The organism is Paenarthrobacter sp. NPDC018779 (assembly GCF_044391085.1).
GTDB lineage: Bacteria > Actinomycetota > Actinomycetes > Actinomycetales > Micrococcaceae > Arthrobacter.
In genome coordinates, this window is the sequence record NZ_JBIRZS010000013.1 from 23762 (window position 1) to 40872 (window position 17111).

Annotated in this window: 19 protein-coding genes; 5 read left to right on the forward strand and 14 right to left on the reverse strand. The window is 63.0% G+C overall.

Features of this window, described 5'->3' with window-relative positions; genetic code table 11:
* Positions 1-168 precede the first annotated feature (168 nt).
* From ACH488_RS14045 to ACH488_RS14095, 11 genes are all read right to left on the reverse strand, one after another.
* A complete protein-coding gene (locus tag ACH488_RS14045; protein WP_397325097.1) occupies positions 169-1173 on the reverse strand; it encodes a hypothetical protein in 1005 nt (334 codons plus the stop codon).
* Positions 1174-1175: 2 nt separating this feature from the next.
* Positions 1176-1685: an RNA polymerase sigma factor gene (locus ACH488_RS14050; RefSeq protein ID WP_397325098.1), complete on the reverse strand. Its 510-nt coding sequence runs from the start codon at positions 1683-1685 to the stop codon at positions 1176-1178.
* 180 nt (positions 1686-1865) lie between these two features.
* The gene (locus tag ACH488_RS14055) at positions 1866-2909 is read right to left on the reverse strand and encodes a HoxN/HupN/NixA family nickel/cobalt transporter (protein WP_397325100.1); all 1044 of its coding nucleotides are present in this window, start codon (positions 2907-2909) and stop codon (positions 1866-1868) included.
* Complete coding sequence (locus ACH488_RS14060; protein ID WP_397325101.1) at positions 2909-3829, reverse strand: urease accessory protein UreD; 921 nt, start codon at positions 3827-3829, stop codon at positions 2909-2911. Before ACH488_RS14060 ends, ACH488_RS14055 begins: the two co-directional genes overlap by 1 nt.
* Positions 3830-3953: 124 nt before the next feature.
* Entirely contained in the window at positions 3954-4571 is a 618-nt protein-coding gene (gene ureG, locus ACH488_RS14065) for an urease accessory protein UreG (RefSeq protein WP_397325103.1), read from the reverse strand.
* 13 nt (positions 4572-4584) lie between these two features.
* Positions 4585-5265 carry an urease accessory protein UreF gene (locus tag ACH488_RS14070; protein ID WP_397325104.1) on the reverse strand — a complete coding sequence of 227 codons (681 nt, stop codon included), beginning with the start codon at positions 5263-5265 and terminating at the stop codon, positions 4585-4587.
* Positions 5246-5722, reverse strand: a complete 477-nt coding sequence (gene ureE, locus ACH488_RS14075) for an urease accessory protein UreE (protein ID WP_397325106.1) — start codon at positions 5720-5722, stop codon at positions 5246-5248. Before ureE ends, ACH488_RS14070 begins: the two co-directional genes overlap by 20 nt.
* A 7-nt stretch (positions 5723-5729) precedes the next feature.
* Positions 5730-7460: an urease subunit alpha gene (ureC, locus tag ACH488_RS14080; RefSeq protein ID WP_397325107.1), complete on the reverse strand. Its 1731-nt coding sequence runs from the start codon at positions 7458-7460 to the stop codon at positions 5730-5732.
* Positions 7457-7810, reverse strand: coding sequence for an urease subunit beta (locus tag ACH488_RS14085; RefSeq protein WP_397325108.1), 354 nt, complete (start codon positions 7808-7810; stop codon positions 7457-7459). The genes ureC and ACH488_RS14085 overlap by 4 nt, the downstream gene beginning before the upstream one ends.
* 8 nt (positions 7811-7818) lie before the next feature.
* Entirely contained in the window at positions 7819-8121 is a 303-nt protein-coding gene (locus ACH488_RS14090) for an urease subunit gamma (RefSeq protein ID WP_397325109.1), read from the reverse strand.
* A 179-nt stretch (positions 8122-8300) separates the two neighbouring features.
* Positions 8301-8930: a DedA family protein gene (locus ACH488_RS14095; RefSeq protein WP_397325110.1), complete on the reverse strand. Its 630-nt coding sequence runs from the start codon at positions 8928-8930 to the stop codon at positions 8301-8303.
* A 154-nt stretch (positions 8931-9084) separates the two neighbouring features.
* Here ACH488_RS14095 and ACH488_RS14100 point away from each other — a divergent pair, with 154 nt between their 5' ends.
* From ACH488_RS14100 to ACH488_RS14110, 3 genes are all read left to right on the forward strand, one after another.
* Complete coding sequence (locus tag ACH488_RS14100) at positions 9085-10284, forward strand: pyridoxal phosphate-dependent aminotransferase (protein ID WP_397325111.1); 1200 nt, start codon at positions 9085-9087, stop codon at positions 10282-10284.
* The gene (locus ACH488_RS14105; protein WP_397325112.1) at positions 10281-11240 is read left to right on the forward strand and encodes a 2-hydroxyacid dehydrogenase; all 960 of its coding nucleotides are present in this window, start codon (positions 10281-10283) and stop codon (positions 11238-11240) included. The genes ACH488_RS14100 and ACH488_RS14105 overlap by 4 nt, the downstream gene beginning before the upstream one ends.
* 135 nt (positions 11241-11375) lie before the next feature.
* The gene (locus tag ACH488_RS14110) at positions 11376-12230 is read left to right on the forward strand and encodes a hypothetical protein (RefSeq protein WP_397325114.1); all 855 of its coding nucleotides are present in this window, start codon (positions 11376-11378) and stop codon (positions 12228-12230) included.
* A gap of 225 nt (positions 12231-12455) precedes the next feature.
* On the opposite strand, the gene ACH488_RS14115 is transcribed toward ACH488_RS14110, so the two are convergent.
* Positions 12456-13559 carry a D-TA family PLP-dependent enzyme gene (locus ACH488_RS14115; protein WP_397325115.1) on the reverse strand — a complete coding sequence of 368 codons (1104 nt, stop codon included), beginning with the start codon at positions 13557-13559 and terminating at the stop codon, positions 12456-12458.
* A gap of 16 nt (positions 13560-13575) precedes the next feature.
* Positions 13576-14574, reverse strand: coding sequence for a LacI family DNA-binding transcriptional regulator (locus ACH488_RS14120; protein ID WP_397325116.1), 999 nt, complete (start codon positions 14572-14574; stop codon positions 13576-13578).
* 155 nt (positions 14575-14729) lie between these two features.
* Between ACH488_RS14120 and ACH488_RS14125 the strand changes: the two genes are divergently transcribed.
* Both ACH488_RS14125 and ACH488_RS14130 read left to right on the forward strand, forming a co-directional pair.
* Positions 14730-15017, forward strand: coding sequence for a hypothetical protein (locus ACH488_RS14125; RefSeq protein WP_397325118.1), 288 nt, complete (start codon positions 14730-14732; stop codon positions 15015-15017).
* Between the two features lie 95 nt (positions 15018-15112).
* Positions 15113-15484, forward strand: coding sequence for a hypothetical protein (locus ACH488_RS14130; protein WP_397325119.1), 372 nt, complete (start codon positions 15113-15115; stop codon positions 15482-15484).
* Between the two features lie 7 nt (positions 15485-15491).
* Here the strand turns inward: ACH488_RS14130 and ACH488_RS14135 are convergent, their stop codons facing one another.
* The gene (locus ACH488_RS14135) at positions 15492-17015 is read right to left on the reverse strand and encodes an alpha-N-arabinofuranosidase (RefSeq protein WP_397325120.1); all 1524 of its coding nucleotides are present in this window, start codon (positions 17013-17015) and stop codon (positions 15492-15494) included.
* Between the last annotated feature and the right edge of the window lie 96 nt (positions 17016-17111).

Here is a 17111-nt window from a genome sequence, read left to right on the forward strand (position 1 = left end):
TGTGAAGCAGATCTCCTCAACCCTATGAAACTTGGAAGCCCTTTGTTATGGGCAAATGCATAAGGTTTGTGCACAGTGCCGTGCACTTGACCAGCACAATGGAGCGCTTGAAGCGCCAAAAGGCCCGCAGGTCCCCAAACCGGGGTCCTGCGGGCCTTCTTTCTGCCTCTACTTGTAGCTGAGGCTGAGCAGCATCGCCTTGAGCTGCGCGTACTGCTGGGTGCCCATCCAGGCCTTCGCTGCGGCGGGGGTGGCGAAGGTTGGTTGCTTGTTGATGTCGAAGTTGACGGCAGCGATCATGAACAGATTAGGCATTCTCACTAGCCGCGCTCCGGACCCCATCTCCCCATTCTTGAACTCCCCGGCAACGCGCACATCCATGAAGTAGTAGGGCCGAATGTCCGGCGCGGGCTCAGCGGGTGTAACAGCCCCTTCCACCGGAGTCGGCAAGATCAGGTCAGAGGCAAAGCCAAATTCAGTAGACTGGCCCGATATGTCAGTAATGCCAGGGACGGCGGCCGTATCGTAAACGGTGCGTCGCACCCACCCACCCGTGCCGCCCCCGTAGGAGCCGCTTGATACGTAGGCAATCTCGGAGCCATTGGCGTCAAGGATTGTGGCATCCACTGCCCCAGCCTTTGTTTCCTCTGACAGGTATGGGGCCTGCTCCGTACGAACGGTCCAGTCGGCGGGATGCTTGAAGGAAATATGCCCGTCGGGGAAGGTGAACGTCTTGAGTGTTGGAGCCTGCACCGGCGGGACCACCGGAGCCGTGGCCGCGGCAGGGGTGGTGGGCGTCGGCACTTGGGTGCTTGCCGCCGTCGGGGTTGCCGAAGGCGTCGCGGATGGTGTGGGTGTGGCCGATGCCGTAGCTGAAGCGGTGGGAGTGGGCGTATCCACGGTTACCGCCGGCGCAGGCATGGAGCTGGCCGGGCCGAAGTTCGAGGCCACCAACACACCGGCCGTGACTGCTGCCGCCCCCAAAAGCAGGCCGCCGGCAATCCGCGCTTTGCGGAGTCGGCGTTCCTCCAGCGACGGGACGGTCTTCAGCGGGTTGGTGTCGCTGTAAACGGTGGAACCGGAGAGCATCTTGTGCAGGGCCTCTTCTCCGTTTGGCTCCATAGCGGGATCGAACGGGTCGATTGCGGCAATCTGGTTCTTGATCGGATCCATTGTCAGACCCCCAACTTTTCTGTAGTCGTCTCGGAACCTGCAGGCAGTTGTTTCCGGAAAGCGGTCCGGGCGCGGTGCAGCCGGACCTTTGCAGCCGATTCGCTGCACTGGAGCACGCCGGCGATCTCGGTGGTGCCCAATCCATCCCAGTAGGCCAGCTGGAGGATGTCGCGGTCCTTCTCGCGCAACCGCGCCATCGCGTCCTGTACCGCGACGTTGCCGGTGTCATCACCGAAGCGCTGTACCGCCGTCGTGCGCAGCTTTTCCTGGAGTGCCTGCTGGCGGTCGCGGCTGCGGTAGGCATTACCCACCAGGTTGCGGGCGATGCTCAACAAATAGGGGAGCTCGGGCCGACTGTCATCGGACCATTTCTGCCACACCACACGGAAGACATCGGCGGCGATTTCCTCTGCCACCTCCACCGACTCGACGCGTCGGCCAACAAACCTGAAGACGGCTGGGTAGCTGTCTTTATGAATGGCGATAAACGCCAATTCGCGCTCGGAAAGCACGATTTCCCCCTGATATTTAGTGCCCGGAACTGCAGGATACCCATATAGTTTCCGGCCGCCGCCACCGGGTTACAGTCTGCGCGAAGATTCTGCTGGATCATTCGCAACCGCAGCCGAAGGAAGCCCGGACTTGCGCGGCTTACTGAGCGGAGCCAGGCGAATGATCCAGCAAAAGAAGTTCTAGCCGCGCAAGGTGGCCCGCCCACGCAAGGCGGAGACGGCCCAGACGAGCAGGAGCAAGGCCACGAGGATCAGTCCGGCGTCGCCGAGGTCGATCTCACCGAGCCACGTGGTCACGGGATCTTCGAGGTCAAAGGCGGCGTTCAGGAACCCGCCGAGCGTAATCACTGAGATGAACAGGGCCGAAACCGCAGAGATGCCGGTGATCACGGCGTTGAACCCGAGCTTGCGCTGCGGGTTGTGGATGGCAGATTTGTACATCTTCATCATGGCCACCCCGTTCGCGGAGTCGCACAGGGTCATCGCTGCGGTGAACGCGAGCGGGAGGGCCATCAGTGCGAGGGGTGAGACTCCGGCGAGTGACGCCGTGGTGGTGATGACCAGCAGTCCGATGGTGGTGGCGGTATCGAAGCCCAGGCCGAACAGGAAGCCGATGACGTAGATGTTCCGCGGCCGCTCCACCTTGGACAACGGCTTGGCAAGGAGGCGGGCCACGAAGCCCTTCGCTTCGAGATCCTCGGGGCGGACTTCACCTCCGGACTGGACGTTGCGGTACACCTGCGTGGCGCGCACGAACGCCGATCCGTTGAACAAGCCCATGACCAGCAGGAACAAGCCCGAAACGCCGCTGCCGATCAGGCCCAGGACCTTGTTGCCGGTGGTGCCGTCCTCCATGAACTGCCCGATCATCGTGGCGCCCGCCACCACCAGCAAACCGGCCAGGACCACCACGGAGCTGTGGCCCAGGCTGAAAGCGAAGCCCACGCTCACCGGGTCCTTGCGCTGCGCAACGAACTTCCGCGTGGAGTTGTCGATCGCGGCAATGTGGTCCCAGTCGTAACTGTGCTTGATGCCAGCCACGTACGCGGTGACCACCAGGCCCAAGGCCAGCGGTTGCGCGCTTCCGGCCGAGCCCACCAGCAAAAGCACGACGGCGGCAATGTGCAATGCGGCCACGGCACCGAACGTGAAAAGCAGCCGGGTTCGCAAGGACAGCGCGTCCCGCTCCCGATACATAGTGGCGAACTCAGTCAGTGTTGTCATTAGTACTTCCTTAGGTTCAAGGGCTCCTGCCCAAACCACTGCTTCCGCAGCAGGCCTGTGCAGGCGCCCAGCAATTCGTTGAGTTCCTGGGTGCTGTTGGACAACGAGCGCAATATCAGGCCGGAGGTCCCGCCAACGCTGATGGTCAATGAAACACCCGAATGTGCGCTGTAGTCACGGGTTTCCTGGTCCAGCTGGTCCGCGAGATCCTGGTCCACCCTCGGGTCCACCACAATGAGCGAGCCAAGATGGCTGTAGCCCTCCATGAACCCCATGCCCGTCACGTCCCCGAGCGGTGGACGGATGAGGAGGTTGTCGAGGGCCAGGAGCTTGGCACCGTCCGCGGTTTCCACCCGGATCTGGTTGCGCAGCCGTAGCTCCTCGTAGCGGAAGCTGGCGCCGTCGGGCGACCAGCCCGGCGTGATGACTTCCGCCATGACCAGGCTCGACGTCGGGTGGACACTGATGTGCGAAACCTGCCTGTAGCTGGCCTCCCGGTACGCGATGAGCTGGTCCGGAACCAGCTCCAACCGCGCGCCCTCCCCCAGCCGCAGAGCCATGCGCTGCTCGGCAAACGACCCCGGTGTCCGGTAAATCTTGGTGGCCGACTGCGTAGTGAGGAGCAGGTCGGCCCCGGCCTCCACCTCCACCTCAATAAGGAACAGGTCCGCCCCCAAATAAGCCCCACCAGGATTGACCATGACATAGCAAACCTGTCCACTCTGGTCCAAGTAATGCGGCCGGAGCACCCGCAAAGCCCCCTCGTGGAATTGATGCACTGCGACCGACCGCCCACCCCGGACACTGACGCCAAGCTCCAACCGCCCCCGCACAGGCCGACCCGCAGCAGCCAACCTCGCGAGTGACTCTACGTTCCCCAAAGAATCGGACACGGACAGGATCTGCGACGGCGTGCTCATGGGCACATCCCGCGCGGTGACCCAACCGCCGAGCCGGCGAAGGCGTGGATAAGGGGCCGCGGCGTGGCGGGCATCGCGAAGCGGGCACGGCCCCTTATCCACGCCGTAGCGGCGACGAGCAAACTCACTGTGCCAAGTCGAGCATCAAGACATCGCGGCGAATCCAGTCCAGGACCTCCTCCAGCCCCTCATCACTCTTCAGGTTCGTGAAACAAAACGGCTTGTTCCCACGGAATTCCTTGGAGTCCCGTTCCATGATGGACAGGTCCGCGCCCACATGCGGGGCCAGGTCTGTCTTGTTGATGATGAACAGATCGGACTTGATCATGCCCTGCCCGGCCTTCCGGGGAATCTTCTCTCCCTGGGCTACGTCGATGATGTAGATGGAGAAGTCCACCAGTTCGGGACTGAACGTCGCGGAGAGGTTGTCACCGCCGGATTCGACGAAGATCACCTGCAGGTCCGGGTGCCTTTGCTTGAGCTGCTCGATCGCGGCCGTGTTCATGGACGTGTCTTCGCGGATAGCCGTATGCGGGCAGCCGCCGGTTTCGACGCCGATGATCCGGTCCTCGGGCAGGATTCCGTTGGCAGCGAGGATTTTGGCGTCCTCGATCGTGTAGATGTCGTTGGTGATGGCGGCCATGGAGATGTCGCCGCTCATGTGGCGGGTAATCCGCTCCACGAGCTGGGTTTTTCCTGCTCCGACGGGTCCGCCGATGCCGATGATGATGGGCTCAGTCATGTGTCCTCCTTGGTTAGCTCATGAACATGCGGGCGCGTTGCCGCTCGTGCCGCATTTGTGAAATTTCCAGTCCGGGGCTCACCGCGCCGAAGTCGTCCCAGCTGAGGTGCGGGACAGAATCGACGGCGGCAGCAACGGCGTCGTGCGCCTTCCGCAGCACCCGTTGCCCGGCGTTCTGGCCGAGCGGGATGGCGCGTACCGCGTTTTGCGTCAGTGAGGTGACGGTCGCGAAGAAGTAGGCGGCCAGCGCCTCGCCGAGCGGGACCCCCAGGGAACGTGCGACGACGGCGAACGCCAGCGGCTGGTGACCTGCGGCGCGGCCTTCGGTCACCAAGGTGCGGTAAGCGTCGAGCTCGGGAGAGGGGAACACCTCGCCCCCGATTTCCAGGAGCCGGCCACCCATTTTTACGGAAGCTTCGCGTACTTCCCGGGCCAGCAAGCACCCTGTCAAAACCTCGTCCAGTTCAACCAGGCTGATCCCTTCGTAGAGGAAACGGATTGCCAATCCATCCGAGTACGTCAGCTGCTGCCCGATGAAAGCGTCAAGCCACCGACCGAAGGAAGCCTCGTCCGTCACGAGATCCCGTTCGATGTAGCCCTCGAAGCCCAAGGAATGAGCGAACGCGCCCGTAGGCAAGGCGGAGTCGGTCAGTTGCTGCAGCGCCAGCTGGTAATCAGTGCGTGTGTTCTGCATGGCGGAATGGCACCGGCATCACCCGCTCCTGCCTCTCATAGGGCACGCCAACATGCCTGAGATAGTCCTCTACGGTGTGGTCGTACTGGCACACCATGACTTCGGCACCGTACTCGGAAGATGCGTCGAAGAACTGTGCCTGCAGGTGCCGGTTGCCCAGGGAGTGCGCCACGACGCCCATTTCGTGGATGGTCCGGGGCGCGATGACCAGGACATCGGTGGGCAGCACGGAGACCACAATCAGGTTGGCGTCCTCAATGGCCAGGATGTCGCCGTCGCGGAGATCGCCGGTGCCCGAAGGGAGGCGGATGCCGAGTTCCTTGCCGTGGTCCGTGGTGACTCTTTGGATGCGTTTAACCAGCAAAGCGCTAGGCAGCACCACTTTCTCTTTGTGGTGTCCCGCGTAGGTTTCTTGGGGCAGCTCGTGCAGGTTGCCCAGGATTTTTTCGATGATCATGGTTGTCCTAGAAGAGGAAGTAGCGCTGCGCCATGGGCAGCACGTCTGAGGGTTCGCAGCTTGCTTCGACGCCGTCCACGGTGACCTTGTAGGTTTCGGGATCCACCACGATGTCCGGGGTTTCGCCGTTGTGCTTCAGGTCCGCCTTGCGTACGTCCCGGATTCCGCTGACGGGACGGATGACCCGTTCCAGGCCAAGTTCGCCGGGCACTCCGGCCTCAATGGCGGCCTTGGACAGGAACGTGATGGACGACCGTTGGAGCGCCTTGCCGTACGTAGCGAACATGGGCCGCATGGTGCGTGGCTGGGGTGTAGGGATGGAACCGTTGGAATCGCCCATGAGGGCGTAGGCGATCTGGCCGCCCTTGATCACCACCTCCGGCTTCACACCGAAGAACGCCGGGTCCCACAGCACCAGGTCGGCGAACTTACCGGGTTCCACTGAGCCGATACTGTCCGCCATGCCCTGCGCGATGGCCGGGTTGATGGTGTATTTGGCCACGTACCGCTTGAGCCGGAAGTTGTCGCTGTCCGGTGAGCCGTGCAAGGCACCGCTGGGATCGTGCAGAACTCCGCGTTGGCGTTTCATGGCGTCAGCCACCTGCCAAGTACGCGTCACCACTTCACCCACGCGGCCCATGGCCTGGGAGTCGGAGGAGGTGATCGCGAAGACGCCCAGATCGTGGAGCACGTCCTCGGCGGCGATGGTTTCAGCCCGGATGCGGGAGTCGGCGAATGCCACGTCCTCGGGAATGTCCGGGTTGAGGTGGTGGCACACCATGAGCATGTCCAGGTGCTCTTCGATGGTGTTCTTCGTATACGGCAGGGTGGGGTTGGTTGAGGCCGGAAGGACGTTGGGCAGCCCGGCGATCTTGATGATGTCCGGAGCATGGCCGCCACCGGCACCTTCGGTGTGGAAGGTGTGGATGACGCGTCCGTCAATCGCGGCAATGGTGTCTTCCACGAAGCCGCACTCATTCAGGGTGTCCGTGTGGATGGCCACCTGGACGTCGTATTCGTCAGCCACACGCAGGGACATATCGATCGACGAGGTGGTGGCGCCCCAGTCCTCATGGACTTTGAGGCCGACGGCGCCCGCGCGGATCTGCTCTGCGAGGGGCTCGACGGCGGATGCGTGTCCCTTCCCAAAGATGCCGATGTTGATGGGCAGTCCCTCAACAGCCTGCAGCATGCGGGAGATGTGCCAAGGACCGGGCGTGATGGTGGTGGCTTTGGTGCCTTCCGCTGGGCCGGTTCCACCGCCCACCATGGTGGTCACGCCGTTGCAGAGAGCCGTGGGGACCTGCTCCGGGGAGATGTAGTGGATGTGGGTATCGATGCCGCCAGCCGTGAGAATCTTCCGCTCGCCTGCGATGATCTCCGTGCTGGAGCCAATCACGATGTCCACGCCGTCGGTGATCTGCGGGTTGCCGGCCTTCCCGATCTTGAAGATGTGGCCGTCCTTGAGCGCAACATCGGCCTTGTAGATACCGGTGTAGTCCAGCACGATCACGTTGGTGATCACCGTATCCGGCACGGCCTGTTCCCGGGTGACCTGGCCGTTCTGGCCCATGCCGTCCCGGATCACCTTGCCGCCGCCGAACACCACTTCTTCGCCGTACGCTGTGTAATCCTTCTCGATTTCGAGGAACAGTTCCGTGTCCGCCAAGCGGATGGCGTCGCCGGTGGTGGGTCCGTACAGCTGGGAGTATTGCTTGCGTGAAATCTCGAAGCTCATTCGGCGTCTCCTTCGGTGACGGGCGCACCCGGGCGCGTGCCGCCGTCGAGCTTTCCATTAACTGCGTTGCGCAGCCCGAAGACTTCGCGCGTACCCGCCAAATCGATCAAGTGGACGGTCTTGGTGTCGCCGGGTTCGAAGCGTGCGGCGGTGCCGGCCGGGATGTCCAGGCGGCGGCCGTACGCGGCTTCGCGGTCGAACTCGAGGGCGCCATTCGCTTCGGCGAAGTGGTAGTGCGAACCGATCTGGACGGGACGGTCGCCGCGGTTCACCACCTCGACGGCGATCGCATCACGGCCGCTGTTGCAGACGATGGCTCCGGGTTGGAGCCGGTACTCTCCGGGGATCATGCGGGCTCCTAGCGGATGGGGTCGTGGACGGTGACGAGCTTGGTGCCGTCGGGGAAAGTGGCTTCGATCTGGACGTCGTGGATCATCTCCGGGATGCCTTCCATCACGTCTTCGCGCCGGAGGAGCGTGGTTCCATAGCTCATCAGTTCAGCAACGGTTTTGCCGTCGCGGGCACCTTCGATGAGCTCGTAGCTGATGATCGCGACTGCCTCCGGGTAGTTCAGTTTCAACCCGCGGGCCTGTCTGCGCCGGGCAAGGTCAGCCGCCACCACGATCATGAGTTTTTCCTGCTCACGCGGCAAAAGATGCATAGGTTCTCCTTCAAACTTCCTGGTGCTGCGCAGACGGACGTCTGATCACTCGAGGCTGGAACAGCCGAGGACGTCGGGCGCTACTTCTCTTATAGCCCCAAACGTCTGACATATCTACTTGAGATACCCGCCAACGAATTGCGACCAGCGTATGACTTGCAAAGTTTCGTCCGCGTTTCCTAGTCCTGCGGACCGGCCTTCGATTTCCCCTCCGCGCGGTGCTTCCGTACCTGCCAGATCAAGAGAAGTACGACGGCGATGCCCGCGACTACCAGCGCGGCGCCGCGGCCGAAGGTGCGGGCAACTTCCTCGTAGGAACTCCCCGCAAGGAAGCCGATGGTGACGAACAGGCTGCCCCAAACAATGCCGCCGGTGAAGTTCCACGCGGCGAAGCGGCGGTAGGGCATTTGGCTCAAGCCGGCGAGAGCGGGCATGACGGCACGGAAGAACGCCGTGAATCGTCCGAGGAAAACGGCCAGGCCGCCCCGCCGGGCGAGGAAGTCCTCGGCTTTTTGCAGTCGGGCACGTCGCTTGTCGAGGATCTTCATCCGCATGATCCGCGGGCCCAGGTGTTTTCCGATTTCGTATCCCACGGTGTCACCGAGGATGGCGGCAGCTACCACCACCAGGATCATGACCCAGAGCGGGAGGTCACCTTGGCTGGCGAAGACTCCGCCGATGACCGCCGCCGTTTCCCCGGGGATAACGAAACCGATGAAGAGCGCATCCTCGGCAAAGACCAGCGCGAAAACTATGCAGGCCACCACCAGGGGACTGGCGTGGAGGAGCCCCTCAAGCAGCGACTGCATGGCTCTGAGTGTGTCAGAAAACTGATGCCGCAGGGAGGCGGCGGGCAGCAGGAAATTCTCCGGCAACCCATAGACAGCCTGATACATCACTAATATACTAGTTGCGTACTTCACGCTACAAGCGTGACCAGCTCGATGAGGAGTTATACCGCACATGCAGAAACTCGCACACCGGCTTGAACGCCTGGGCACCGAAACTGCTTTCAGCGTCGCGCAGGCCGCCGCTGCCTGGAAGGCGAAGGGCAACCTCGTCTACCCCTTCCACTTGGGTGACATCAACATCCCGACAGCCCCGCACATCATTGAAGCGATGAACAAGGCCATCGCCGATGGGTACACCGGTTACTGCCCGGGCCCGGGCATCCCGCAGCTGCGCGAAGCCCTGGCCGAGGACATCGGATCCCGCCGCGGCATCGAATTCTCCCCGGAGAACGTGGTGGTCATGACCGGCGGCAAGCCCGTCATCACCAAATTCCTCCAAGCCGTGATGAACCCCGGCGAGGAAGTCCTCTACCCCAACCCCGGCTTCCCGATCTACGAATCCCAGATCGAATACCTCGGCGGCACCGCGGTTCCTTACCGTTACGTGCCCACGTCCAAGGGCTTCGCGATCGACCTGGACCAGGTCCGGGCCTCGATCACCCCGAACACCACCGCGATCATCTACAACGACCTGCAGAACCCGATCTCGGCCGAGTCCACCGCCGCCGAGCGTGAAGCGATCGCCCAGATCGCGATCGAGCACGATCTCTGGGTCCTCTCCGACGAGGCCTACTTCGAAACCCGCTACGAAGGCGAATCTTCCTCCATCACCTCCATCCCGGGCATGGCCGAGCGCACCGTGATCCTGTACACGTTCTCCAAGAAGTTCGCCATGACCGGCTCCCGCCTGGGCTGCGCCGTGGCCCCCAAGGAGATCGCCCAGGTGCTGTCCACGTTGAACACCAACGATGAGTCCTGCACCACCCACTACGTCCAGTGGGCAGGCATCGAAGCGCTCCGCGGACCCCAGGAACCCGTCCAGGACATGCTGGACATCCTCAAGGGCCGCCGCGACGCCGCCTGCGAGATCGTCAACAGCATCCCCGGCATGAGCGTCGCTGTTCCGCAGTCCACGTTCTACCTCTTCCCCGACGTCACCGAAGCCATGGCCCGCCTGGGCTACACGGCTGTGGGCGATTTCGCCTCCGACGCCCTGTACAAGACCGGCGTGTCCTTCTGCACCCGCGAGCACTTCGGCCGGCGCCTCCCCGGCGAGGAACGCCAGTACATCCGCCTGGCCTACTCCGGTATTGAAACACCGGCCATCCAGGAAGGCCTGGGCCGGCTGCGTGAATGGATCGCAAGCGCATGAGCCGCGTCGTCGTCACGGGACGCATCCCCGAAGCCGCCCTCGAAAACCTCCGCGCCCACCACGATGTCCTGGCCTGGGAAGGTGAAGGGTCCATCAGCCGCGAGGAACTCCTCCGCCGCGTGGCCGGAGCCGACGCGATCGTCAGCCTGCTCACCGAACGCGTCGACGCCGAACTGCTCGACGCCGCCGGCCCGCAACTGAAGGTCGTCTCCAACGTCGCCGTGGGCTATGACAACATCGACGTCCCGGCCTGCACCGAACGCGGGATCACCGCCACCAACACCCCCGGCGTGCTCACCGAAGCCACCGCGGACATCGCGTTCGGGCTCATCCTCATGGCCACCCGGCGCCTCGGCGAAGGCGAACGGCTCATCCGCGCCGGAAAATCCTGGAAATGGGGCATGTTCTTCCTGCTCGGCTCCAGCCTGCAAGGCAAAACCCTGGGCGTCGTGGGCATGGGCGGCATCGGTATCGCCACCGCACGCCGCGCCAAGGCCTTCGGCATGGAAGTCGTCTACCAGTCCCGCAGCGAAATCGACCCCACCATCGCAGCCGAACTCGGCGCCCGCCGCGTGGAACTCGACGAACTCCTGGCGATCTCCGACGTCGTGTCCCTGCACTGCCCGTACGGACCGAACACCCACCACCTGATCGGCGCCGAGCAACTCGCGGCCATGAAGGACACCGCGTACCTGGTCAACACCGCACGCGGACCCATCATCGACGAAGCCGCCCTCGCCCTGGCCCTGCGCGAAGGCCAGATCGCCGGCGCAGGCCTGGACGTCTTCGAACAAGAACCCAAAGTCCACCCCTGGCTCCTCGAGTTGGAAAACGTAGCCCTCGTCCCCCACCTGGGCTCCGCCACCGTCGAAACCCGCACCGCCATGGCAGTCCTCGCAGCCACCAACACCCTCGCCGTACTCGGCGGCGAACAACCACCCACACCCATCAACTAACGGGCGAACACACGAAGCGGCGGGTGGGATTTCCCACCCGCCGCTTTTTCGTGCGCCCACCAGTGCAGCGTCCATCTATCCACAGGCAACACCACTGTGCTTAGCCCGGAAAAGTTCCCGACATAGACTTCAGACATGGAAATTCCCCCGTGGTCGGCGAAGCAGCTGAGAAAGCTGGGGGAATCGATAAGGGACGGCTTAACTGCAAAGCCCGGACTGCCGTCCTACGACGATGTCATGCTGTACTACAACGACGTCGCCGCCGAAACTCAAGAGCTAATTGCCGGTTTGGACTGGACCACGCTGTTGGACCGTCGGCCATTCGAGGTCACGTCCAGGCCCAAAACAATCGACACTCTTCGGCAGAAATTGGTCAGAGACCGAAACACGCCGCTCTCCAATGTCCAAGACATTGCGGGGGTACGATTCGAGGCTGAAATGAGCCTTGATGAACAGGATGCCGTAGCCACGGCGATATCAGGCCTTTTCGGGCACAGCCCGGAACGTTGCATGCACGATCTCAGGACACAGCCGCACAGTGGCTACCGCGCAGTTCACCTTTGGCTGAGGTTGCCTGTGCGGGTTGAGGTTCAAATCAGAACCCACATGCAGAGCTCCTGGGCAAACATGTATGAGTCCGCCGCGGACGTCTTGGGACGGGACATAAGGTACGGAGCGTTTCCCGATGATCCCAGCTTGAAGAAATTTGTCACGGACCTTCAAGAAATTTCTGTAGACGGGATTCGACAACTTGAGTCTGCCCGCAACGGACTGCTTCCCCTCGAATCGTCGTTGGCGACCACCCGCAGTGTGGTGGCTCAATACGATCCAGGAACACGCGACTACGACTTCCACGATCAGCATGCGGCCAGGCAGGCAATCCAACTTGAAGAACTACGCAACGTTGTCTTGGCGTCCGAAAAGAGTATCCGGGGGCAAATGGACTCGCTCAAAGCTACCTTTGATACGATCCGAGAGACAGGAAGGTGATGATCAGTTGGCTGGTTTCGTAATCAAATACAACAGACGTACTGGCGATCGGATCGTCACAGAGTTCCCTGGGCGGCTCGGGCATAGGGAGGCCCTTAAACTCCGTCTGCAGCTCGAACGGGAGCGTGAAAGCCGCGAGTGGGAGATCGTATCCCTCAACAGCGATTCCCTCGAAACCGTCGAGAAGACGCACTCGCGCTACTTCACAGGTCACCTCATCGGGGCTTAGTTGTTCTTCCCCCGGGCCGCGACCTTCCACGTGTCCACCACGGCGCCGCCGCGGACAACAGAAACCTCGTCCACCAAGTTCATCGCCAGGCACACGTGGTTGGGGATCACCCGGAGGCGCTGGCCCAGTTCCGGAAGCTGCTCCGATTCAGGCCACACAACAGTCGCGTGGTGCTCGGAAAGAGCCGTGATCCGTGCCTCTGGATACTCCGGCAACCGCCCGTAACCCGTTGCCCAATCCGGCCGGTCGCTGCCAAGGATCTTGCTTCCGGCATCCACCACTATCCGGCGAACGTTGCCGCCGCTTGCCTCGTGCCGGCTGACCACGGTGGCCGCCACGGTAAGGGCGATGTCCTCCCAAGCACACCGCTCCAGTTCCAACTGCTGGGCGTCGCCGAAAACGTAGACGCCGGGCCGTAGTTCAGTGGCGACGGTCTCCGAGTCGATGAGGGCGGTCGGAGTGGATCCCCCGCTGTTGATCCGCACCTCGAAGCCGGCATCAGCCAAGGCCGTAGCGGCCACGCCAAGGGCTTCGTTTTCGTTGCTGGCTGCGCCGGTGGGCATTCCTGGCTTATAGCTGTGTCCCGGGAAGGTGAAAACTCCGGCGACGGAAAGCCCGGCTCGCGCGGCAGCTTCCGCCACATCCACCACTTCCGTGGGCAGCACGCCACTGCGATGGTGTCCGCTGTCCACCTCGATCAGGACGTTGATGTCATGGGCGTCAACCCCCAACTGCCTGCCAAGCTGCGTGGCGCTTTCCGAAGAATCAACGCCCAAAGCAAGGGAGCATTTCGACGCGAGCTTCCGCAACCGCTCAGCGTGAGAAGCCTCCACCCACAGCGGGTAGGCGATAAAGATGTCCGTTGCGCCACCGTCGGCAAAGACCTCAGCCTCGCCGATCGTGGCGACGGTCAGGCCAAAAGCGCCGGCAGCGAGCTGCTTTGCCGCGATGTCCAAGGTCTTGTGAGTCTTCGCATGCGGCCGGAGACGCAGACCGCGTTTGAGCATGCTCTGCGACATTCGCTCGATGTTGCGGTCGAGGATATCCACATCAATCAGGATGGCGGGCGTGACAACTTCAGCGGGAACTGCGTGGTTCATCCTTCGACAGTAATGCCTACGGCGCGGACTGCCGGACGCGCAGCGAGAACGCCGCCTCGGGCTGTTCCACGGCACTGCCCTTGCCTTCGATCCGCTGGATCAAGAGTTCGACGGCGCGCTCCGCGATTTCCGTACGGCCCGGCGCCACGGTGGTGAGGGAGGGCGAGGAGAAGCGGGCCTCATCGATGTCATCGAAGCCGGCCACGGCAATCTCCCCCGGAACATCCATGCCGCGCATCTGTAAGGCGTGCAGCGCACCCAAAGCTACCGCATCGTTCAAACCGAAAACGGCGTCGAAGCCAACCCCTCTCTCCAACAGGCGGCCGATCGCCTCCGCGCCACCGTCCCGCCGCCAATCGCACGGCACCACCAAGGCGGGGTCATACTCCACTCCCGCGGCAGCGAGCGCAGCCTTGTACCCGGTAAGGCGGAGGCCGCTGGTACCGGTGGTGTCGCCGTCGTGCGCTCCCAGGACGGCTATACGACGGCGGCCGGCCGAGAGCAGGTGGGTGGTGACCGCCGCTGCCGCGTCGTGGTTCCGGATGAGGACCATATCCAGCCGGGGATCCTGGACGAATTCGCCCAGAAGGACCAAGGGCTTCTTGCCCGCGGCCTCGATGATCTGGTCCGCGTCCAGGGCCAACGGGATGAACAGCAGGCCGTCGGTGAGGCTGCGGAACTGGCCCTGGAGCGCCGCCCGTTCATGGTCGGCCTCGTTGCCGGACTGTTCCACCAGCACCCTGTATCCGCGCTGCCATGCGGCCTTCATGACGTCGCTGGCCAGCTCGGCGTAGTACGGAATGTTGAGGTCGGCCAGGACCAGGCCCAACATGCTCGTCTTGCCGGAACGGAGGCTGCGGGCAGTCAGGTTGGCTTCGTAGCCGAGCTCATCGATGGCGTCCAGGACGCGTTGCTTGGTGGTGGGCCGGATGAACTCGTAATTGTTGATGACGTTGGAGACCGTCTTCAGGGAAACACCGGCGGCCCGCGCGACGTCGTTCATGGTGACGGCCAAAGCCACTCCTTCAGTTCGGGTTCCAGCGTTGCAGGCTGGGAATCTTGGAATACATCCTAGGAAACTGCGCCTACCCGCGCGTAAAGGTTTAGTCTGGAAGAAATGCTCGGCTGTCTAGCGATTTCCGGGCACCGGCGATCGTCAAGGCGCAAGACATGGGCTTCGACAGCAGTGAACCTGAGCAGAGCCGGGGGCTCCAAGCAGTGCTGACGGCCGGAAGCATCAGTACCGAATCCCTGTGGCTGCATTACGTCAGCGTCGGCGGGTCCATGGGCGAACTGGAAGTCGAGGCGTACCTGCAAGGCCTTCTCTCCATACCTGCGTTCCAGCGCGACATCCTGGCGTTCGCCGCCAACGAACTGTGGGACAGCCCCACGGGACCACACGCCCCCTACACCGATGAGCTTGGCCCCTTGACGCCGGAAGAACCCCTGGCCCCGTAGCTGTCACACACCGCTCATACCCCTGCAACGAGCCTGCAACATGAATGCGAGAGGCTGGGCCAAGAGCCAAAGAAGCCAGCCGAGGGGGAGCAACCATGGGCATCGCAAACACAGACCTTTTCCAGGCGCTGAAGACACAGGCCAGCTTGGCGCAGGCTTTCGGCACGTTGCCGGGCAGTGAAGCCGAGCCGCACGCGTTGAACGCAGGCGAACACATCGAGGCCTGGCATAACGGCCGCCTTTTCCACCGGGGTGTGGTGGTAAAAACCATCGCCGGCACGGGCCTGTTCTGGCTGCAGGATGAGACCGGGAACCGTCGATTGCTGGACATCGAGTCCATGGACGTGGTCCCTGCCGGCAGCCCGGCTCCGGTCCCCGTTGAGGAACCGGAACCGGCCACCGAGGCCACCGTCACGCCGATCTCGCTCTTCCCGATTTTCCAGGACGGTTCGCAGGCGATCGCCTAGTGTCTGCCTAGCCCAGTTGCAGGCGGATCATGCTCCAGCTGACCGCCGGCAGATCCGCGGTGAGTTTGCCGCCGTCGAGCTTTACACTGACGTTTTCCGACGGCAGGACCGAGGTTGAATCGTCTGCCGTCGCCTGCCAGTACGGGTCCTTGTTGGTGTACGTCACCGCTTCGATGACCTTGCTTGCGCCGAGGCTTCCGGCGGCGGCTGCCAAGGTGAGCGCGTCCGTCGTCGAGCGGTTGACGGCGAACACTACGGCTTCGTTGGCCTCGCTGTCATACGTCGCCACGGCCGAAAGCGCCGTGAAGCCGGACGTCTTCCCGCTCTCCAGCAGCGGGGACTCGACGGCGAGGTTCAGCACGGTGCCGGAGGCGTGCCGCGAGGTGAGTGCGAAGGGGTGGAACGTGGTCTGCTTCCAGGAACGGCCACCCGGCTCGGTCATGATCGGGGCGATGACGTTGACCAGCTGCGCGAGGCTGGCCGCGTGGACACGGTCCGTGTTGCGCAGGAGGGTGACGAGGAGGTCGCCCACCACCACGGCATCTGCGACGGTGTAGCGGTCCTCCAGCAGGACGGGAGCCACGGGCCAGTCATCGCCGGTGGGTGCCTTCGATTCGTCGCGGGACATGTGCCACACGTTCCACTCGTCGAACGAGATGTTGACCTGCTTTTCGGACTTGAGTGCCGACTTCACGTGGTCGATGTGGGATGTGAGGTCCTTGATGAAGGCTTCCATCCGGTGGCCCGCGGAGAGGTGTTCCTGGAGGTCGCCGAAGTCCTCGAAGTACTGGTGGGCGGAGATGAGGTCCACCAGCTCGTAGGTCTCATTGAGGACCACTCGCTCCCATTCGCCGAAGGTGGGCATGCTCGGGGCGGAGCTGCCGCAGGCCACCAGTTCCAGGTCCGGGTTGACCATGCGCATGGCCCGCGCTGTTTCGGCCGCCACCCGCGCGTACTCCACAGCCTTCTTGTGGCCGATCTGCCAGAAGCCGTCCATCTCGTTGCCGAGGCACCACATGGTGATGTTGTGGGGCTCGACGGCGCCATTGGCCTTGCGCTGTTCGGAAAGGGCCGTTCCACCCTTGATGTTGGAGTACTCCAGCAGGTCCAGGGCTTCCTGCGTTCCCCGCGTGCCCAGGTTGACGGCCATCATGGGCTCGACCCCAGCCTTTTCCGACCACTTGGCAAACTCGTCCACGCCCACCAGGTTGGGGTCCGTGGAGTGCCAGGCGAGATCCAGGCGGGCGGGGCGCTGATCCTTGGGACCCACGCCATCCTCCCAGCGGTAGCCGGACACGAAGTTGCCACCCGGATAGCGCACCGTGGAGACGCCAAGTTCCTTGGTGAGTTCCAGGACATCCGTGCGGAACCCGTCTTCATCGGCGGTGGGGTGCTCAGGCTCGAAGATCCCTGTGTACACGCAGCGGCCCAGGTGCTCAACGAAGGCCCCGAAGGTCTTCCTGCGGACGGGGCCCACGACGAACGCGGGGTCGATGGTGATTTTGGCCGTGGGGTTTTCTGGGGTTTCCAAGCGGGGCGTCCTTTGTGTTCTGGGTCTGCTGTTTGCTGATTTACAACGTTGTAGAAACTATGCTGCGGGTGCCTTGGGGTGCGCGTCAAGGGTTTG

Excerpts from the sequence above, each read along its gene's own strand:
- ureE (WP_397325106.1), bottom strand. The coding sequence starts at position 5,722 with ATGATCATCGAAAAAATCCTGGGCAACCTGCACGAGCTGCCCCAAGAA.
- ACH488_RS14095 (WP_397325110.1), bottom strand. The coding sequence starts at position 8,930 with ATGCAGTCGCTGCTTGAGGGGCTCCTCCACGCCAGTCCCCTGGTGGTG.
- ACH488_RS14045 (WP_397325097.1), bottom strand. The coding sequence starts at position 1,173 with ATGGATCCGATCAAGAACCAGATTGCCGCAATCGACCCGTTCGATCCC.
- ACH488_RS14115 (WP_397325115.1), bottom strand. The coding sequence starts at position 13,559 with ATGAACCACGCAGTTCCCGCTGAAGTTGTCACGCCCGCCATCCTGATT.
- ACH488_RS14105 (WP_397325112.1), top strand. The coding sequence starts at position 10,281 with ATGAGCCGCGTCGTCGTCACGGGACGCATCCCCGAAGCCGCCCTCGAA.
- ACH488_RS14110 (WP_397325114.1), top strand. The coding sequence starts at position 11,376 with ATGGAAATTCCCCCGTGGTCGGCGAAGCAGCTGAGAAAGCTGGGGGAA.
- ureG (WP_397325103.1), bottom strand. The coding sequence starts at position 4,571 with ATGACTGAGCCCATCATCATCGGCATCGGCGGACCCGTCGGAGCAGGA.
- ureC (WP_397325107.1), bottom strand. The coding sequence starts at position 7,460 with ATGAGCTTCGAGATTTCACGCAAGCAATACTCCCAGCTGTACGGACCC.
- ACH488_RS14070 (WP_397325104.1), bottom strand. The coding sequence starts at position 5,265 with ATGCAGAACACACGCACTGATTACCAGCTGGCGCTGCAGCAACTGACC.
- ACH488_RS14130 (WP_397325119.1), top strand. The coding sequence starts at position 15,113 with ATGGGCATCGCAAACACAGACCTTTTCCAGGCGCTGAAGACACAGGCC.
- ACH488_RS14100 (WP_397325111.1), top strand. The coding sequence starts at position 9,085 with ATGCAGAAACTCGCACACCGGCTTGAACGCCTGGGCACCGAAACTGCT.
- ACH488_RS14125 (WP_397325118.1), top strand. The coding sequence starts at position 14,730 with ATGGGCTTCGACAGCAGTGAACCTGAGCAGAGCCGGGGGCTCCAAGCA.
- ACH488_RS14085 (WP_397325108.1), bottom strand. The coding sequence starts at position 7,810 with ATGATCCCCGGAGAGTACCGGCTCCAACCCGGAGCCATCGTCTGCAAC.
- ACH488_RS14060 (WP_397325101.1), bottom strand. The coding sequence starts at position 3,829 with ATGAGCACGCCGTCGCAGATCCTGTCCGTGTCCGATTCTTTGGGGAAC.
- ACH488_RS14090 (WP_397325109.1), bottom strand. The coding sequence starts at position 8,121 with ATGCATCTTTTGCCGCGTGAGCAGGAAAAACTCATGATCGTGGTGGCG.
- ACH488_RS14055 (WP_397325100.1), bottom strand. The coding sequence starts at position 2,909 with ATGACAACACTGACTGAGTTCGCCACTATGTATCGGGAGCGGGACGCG.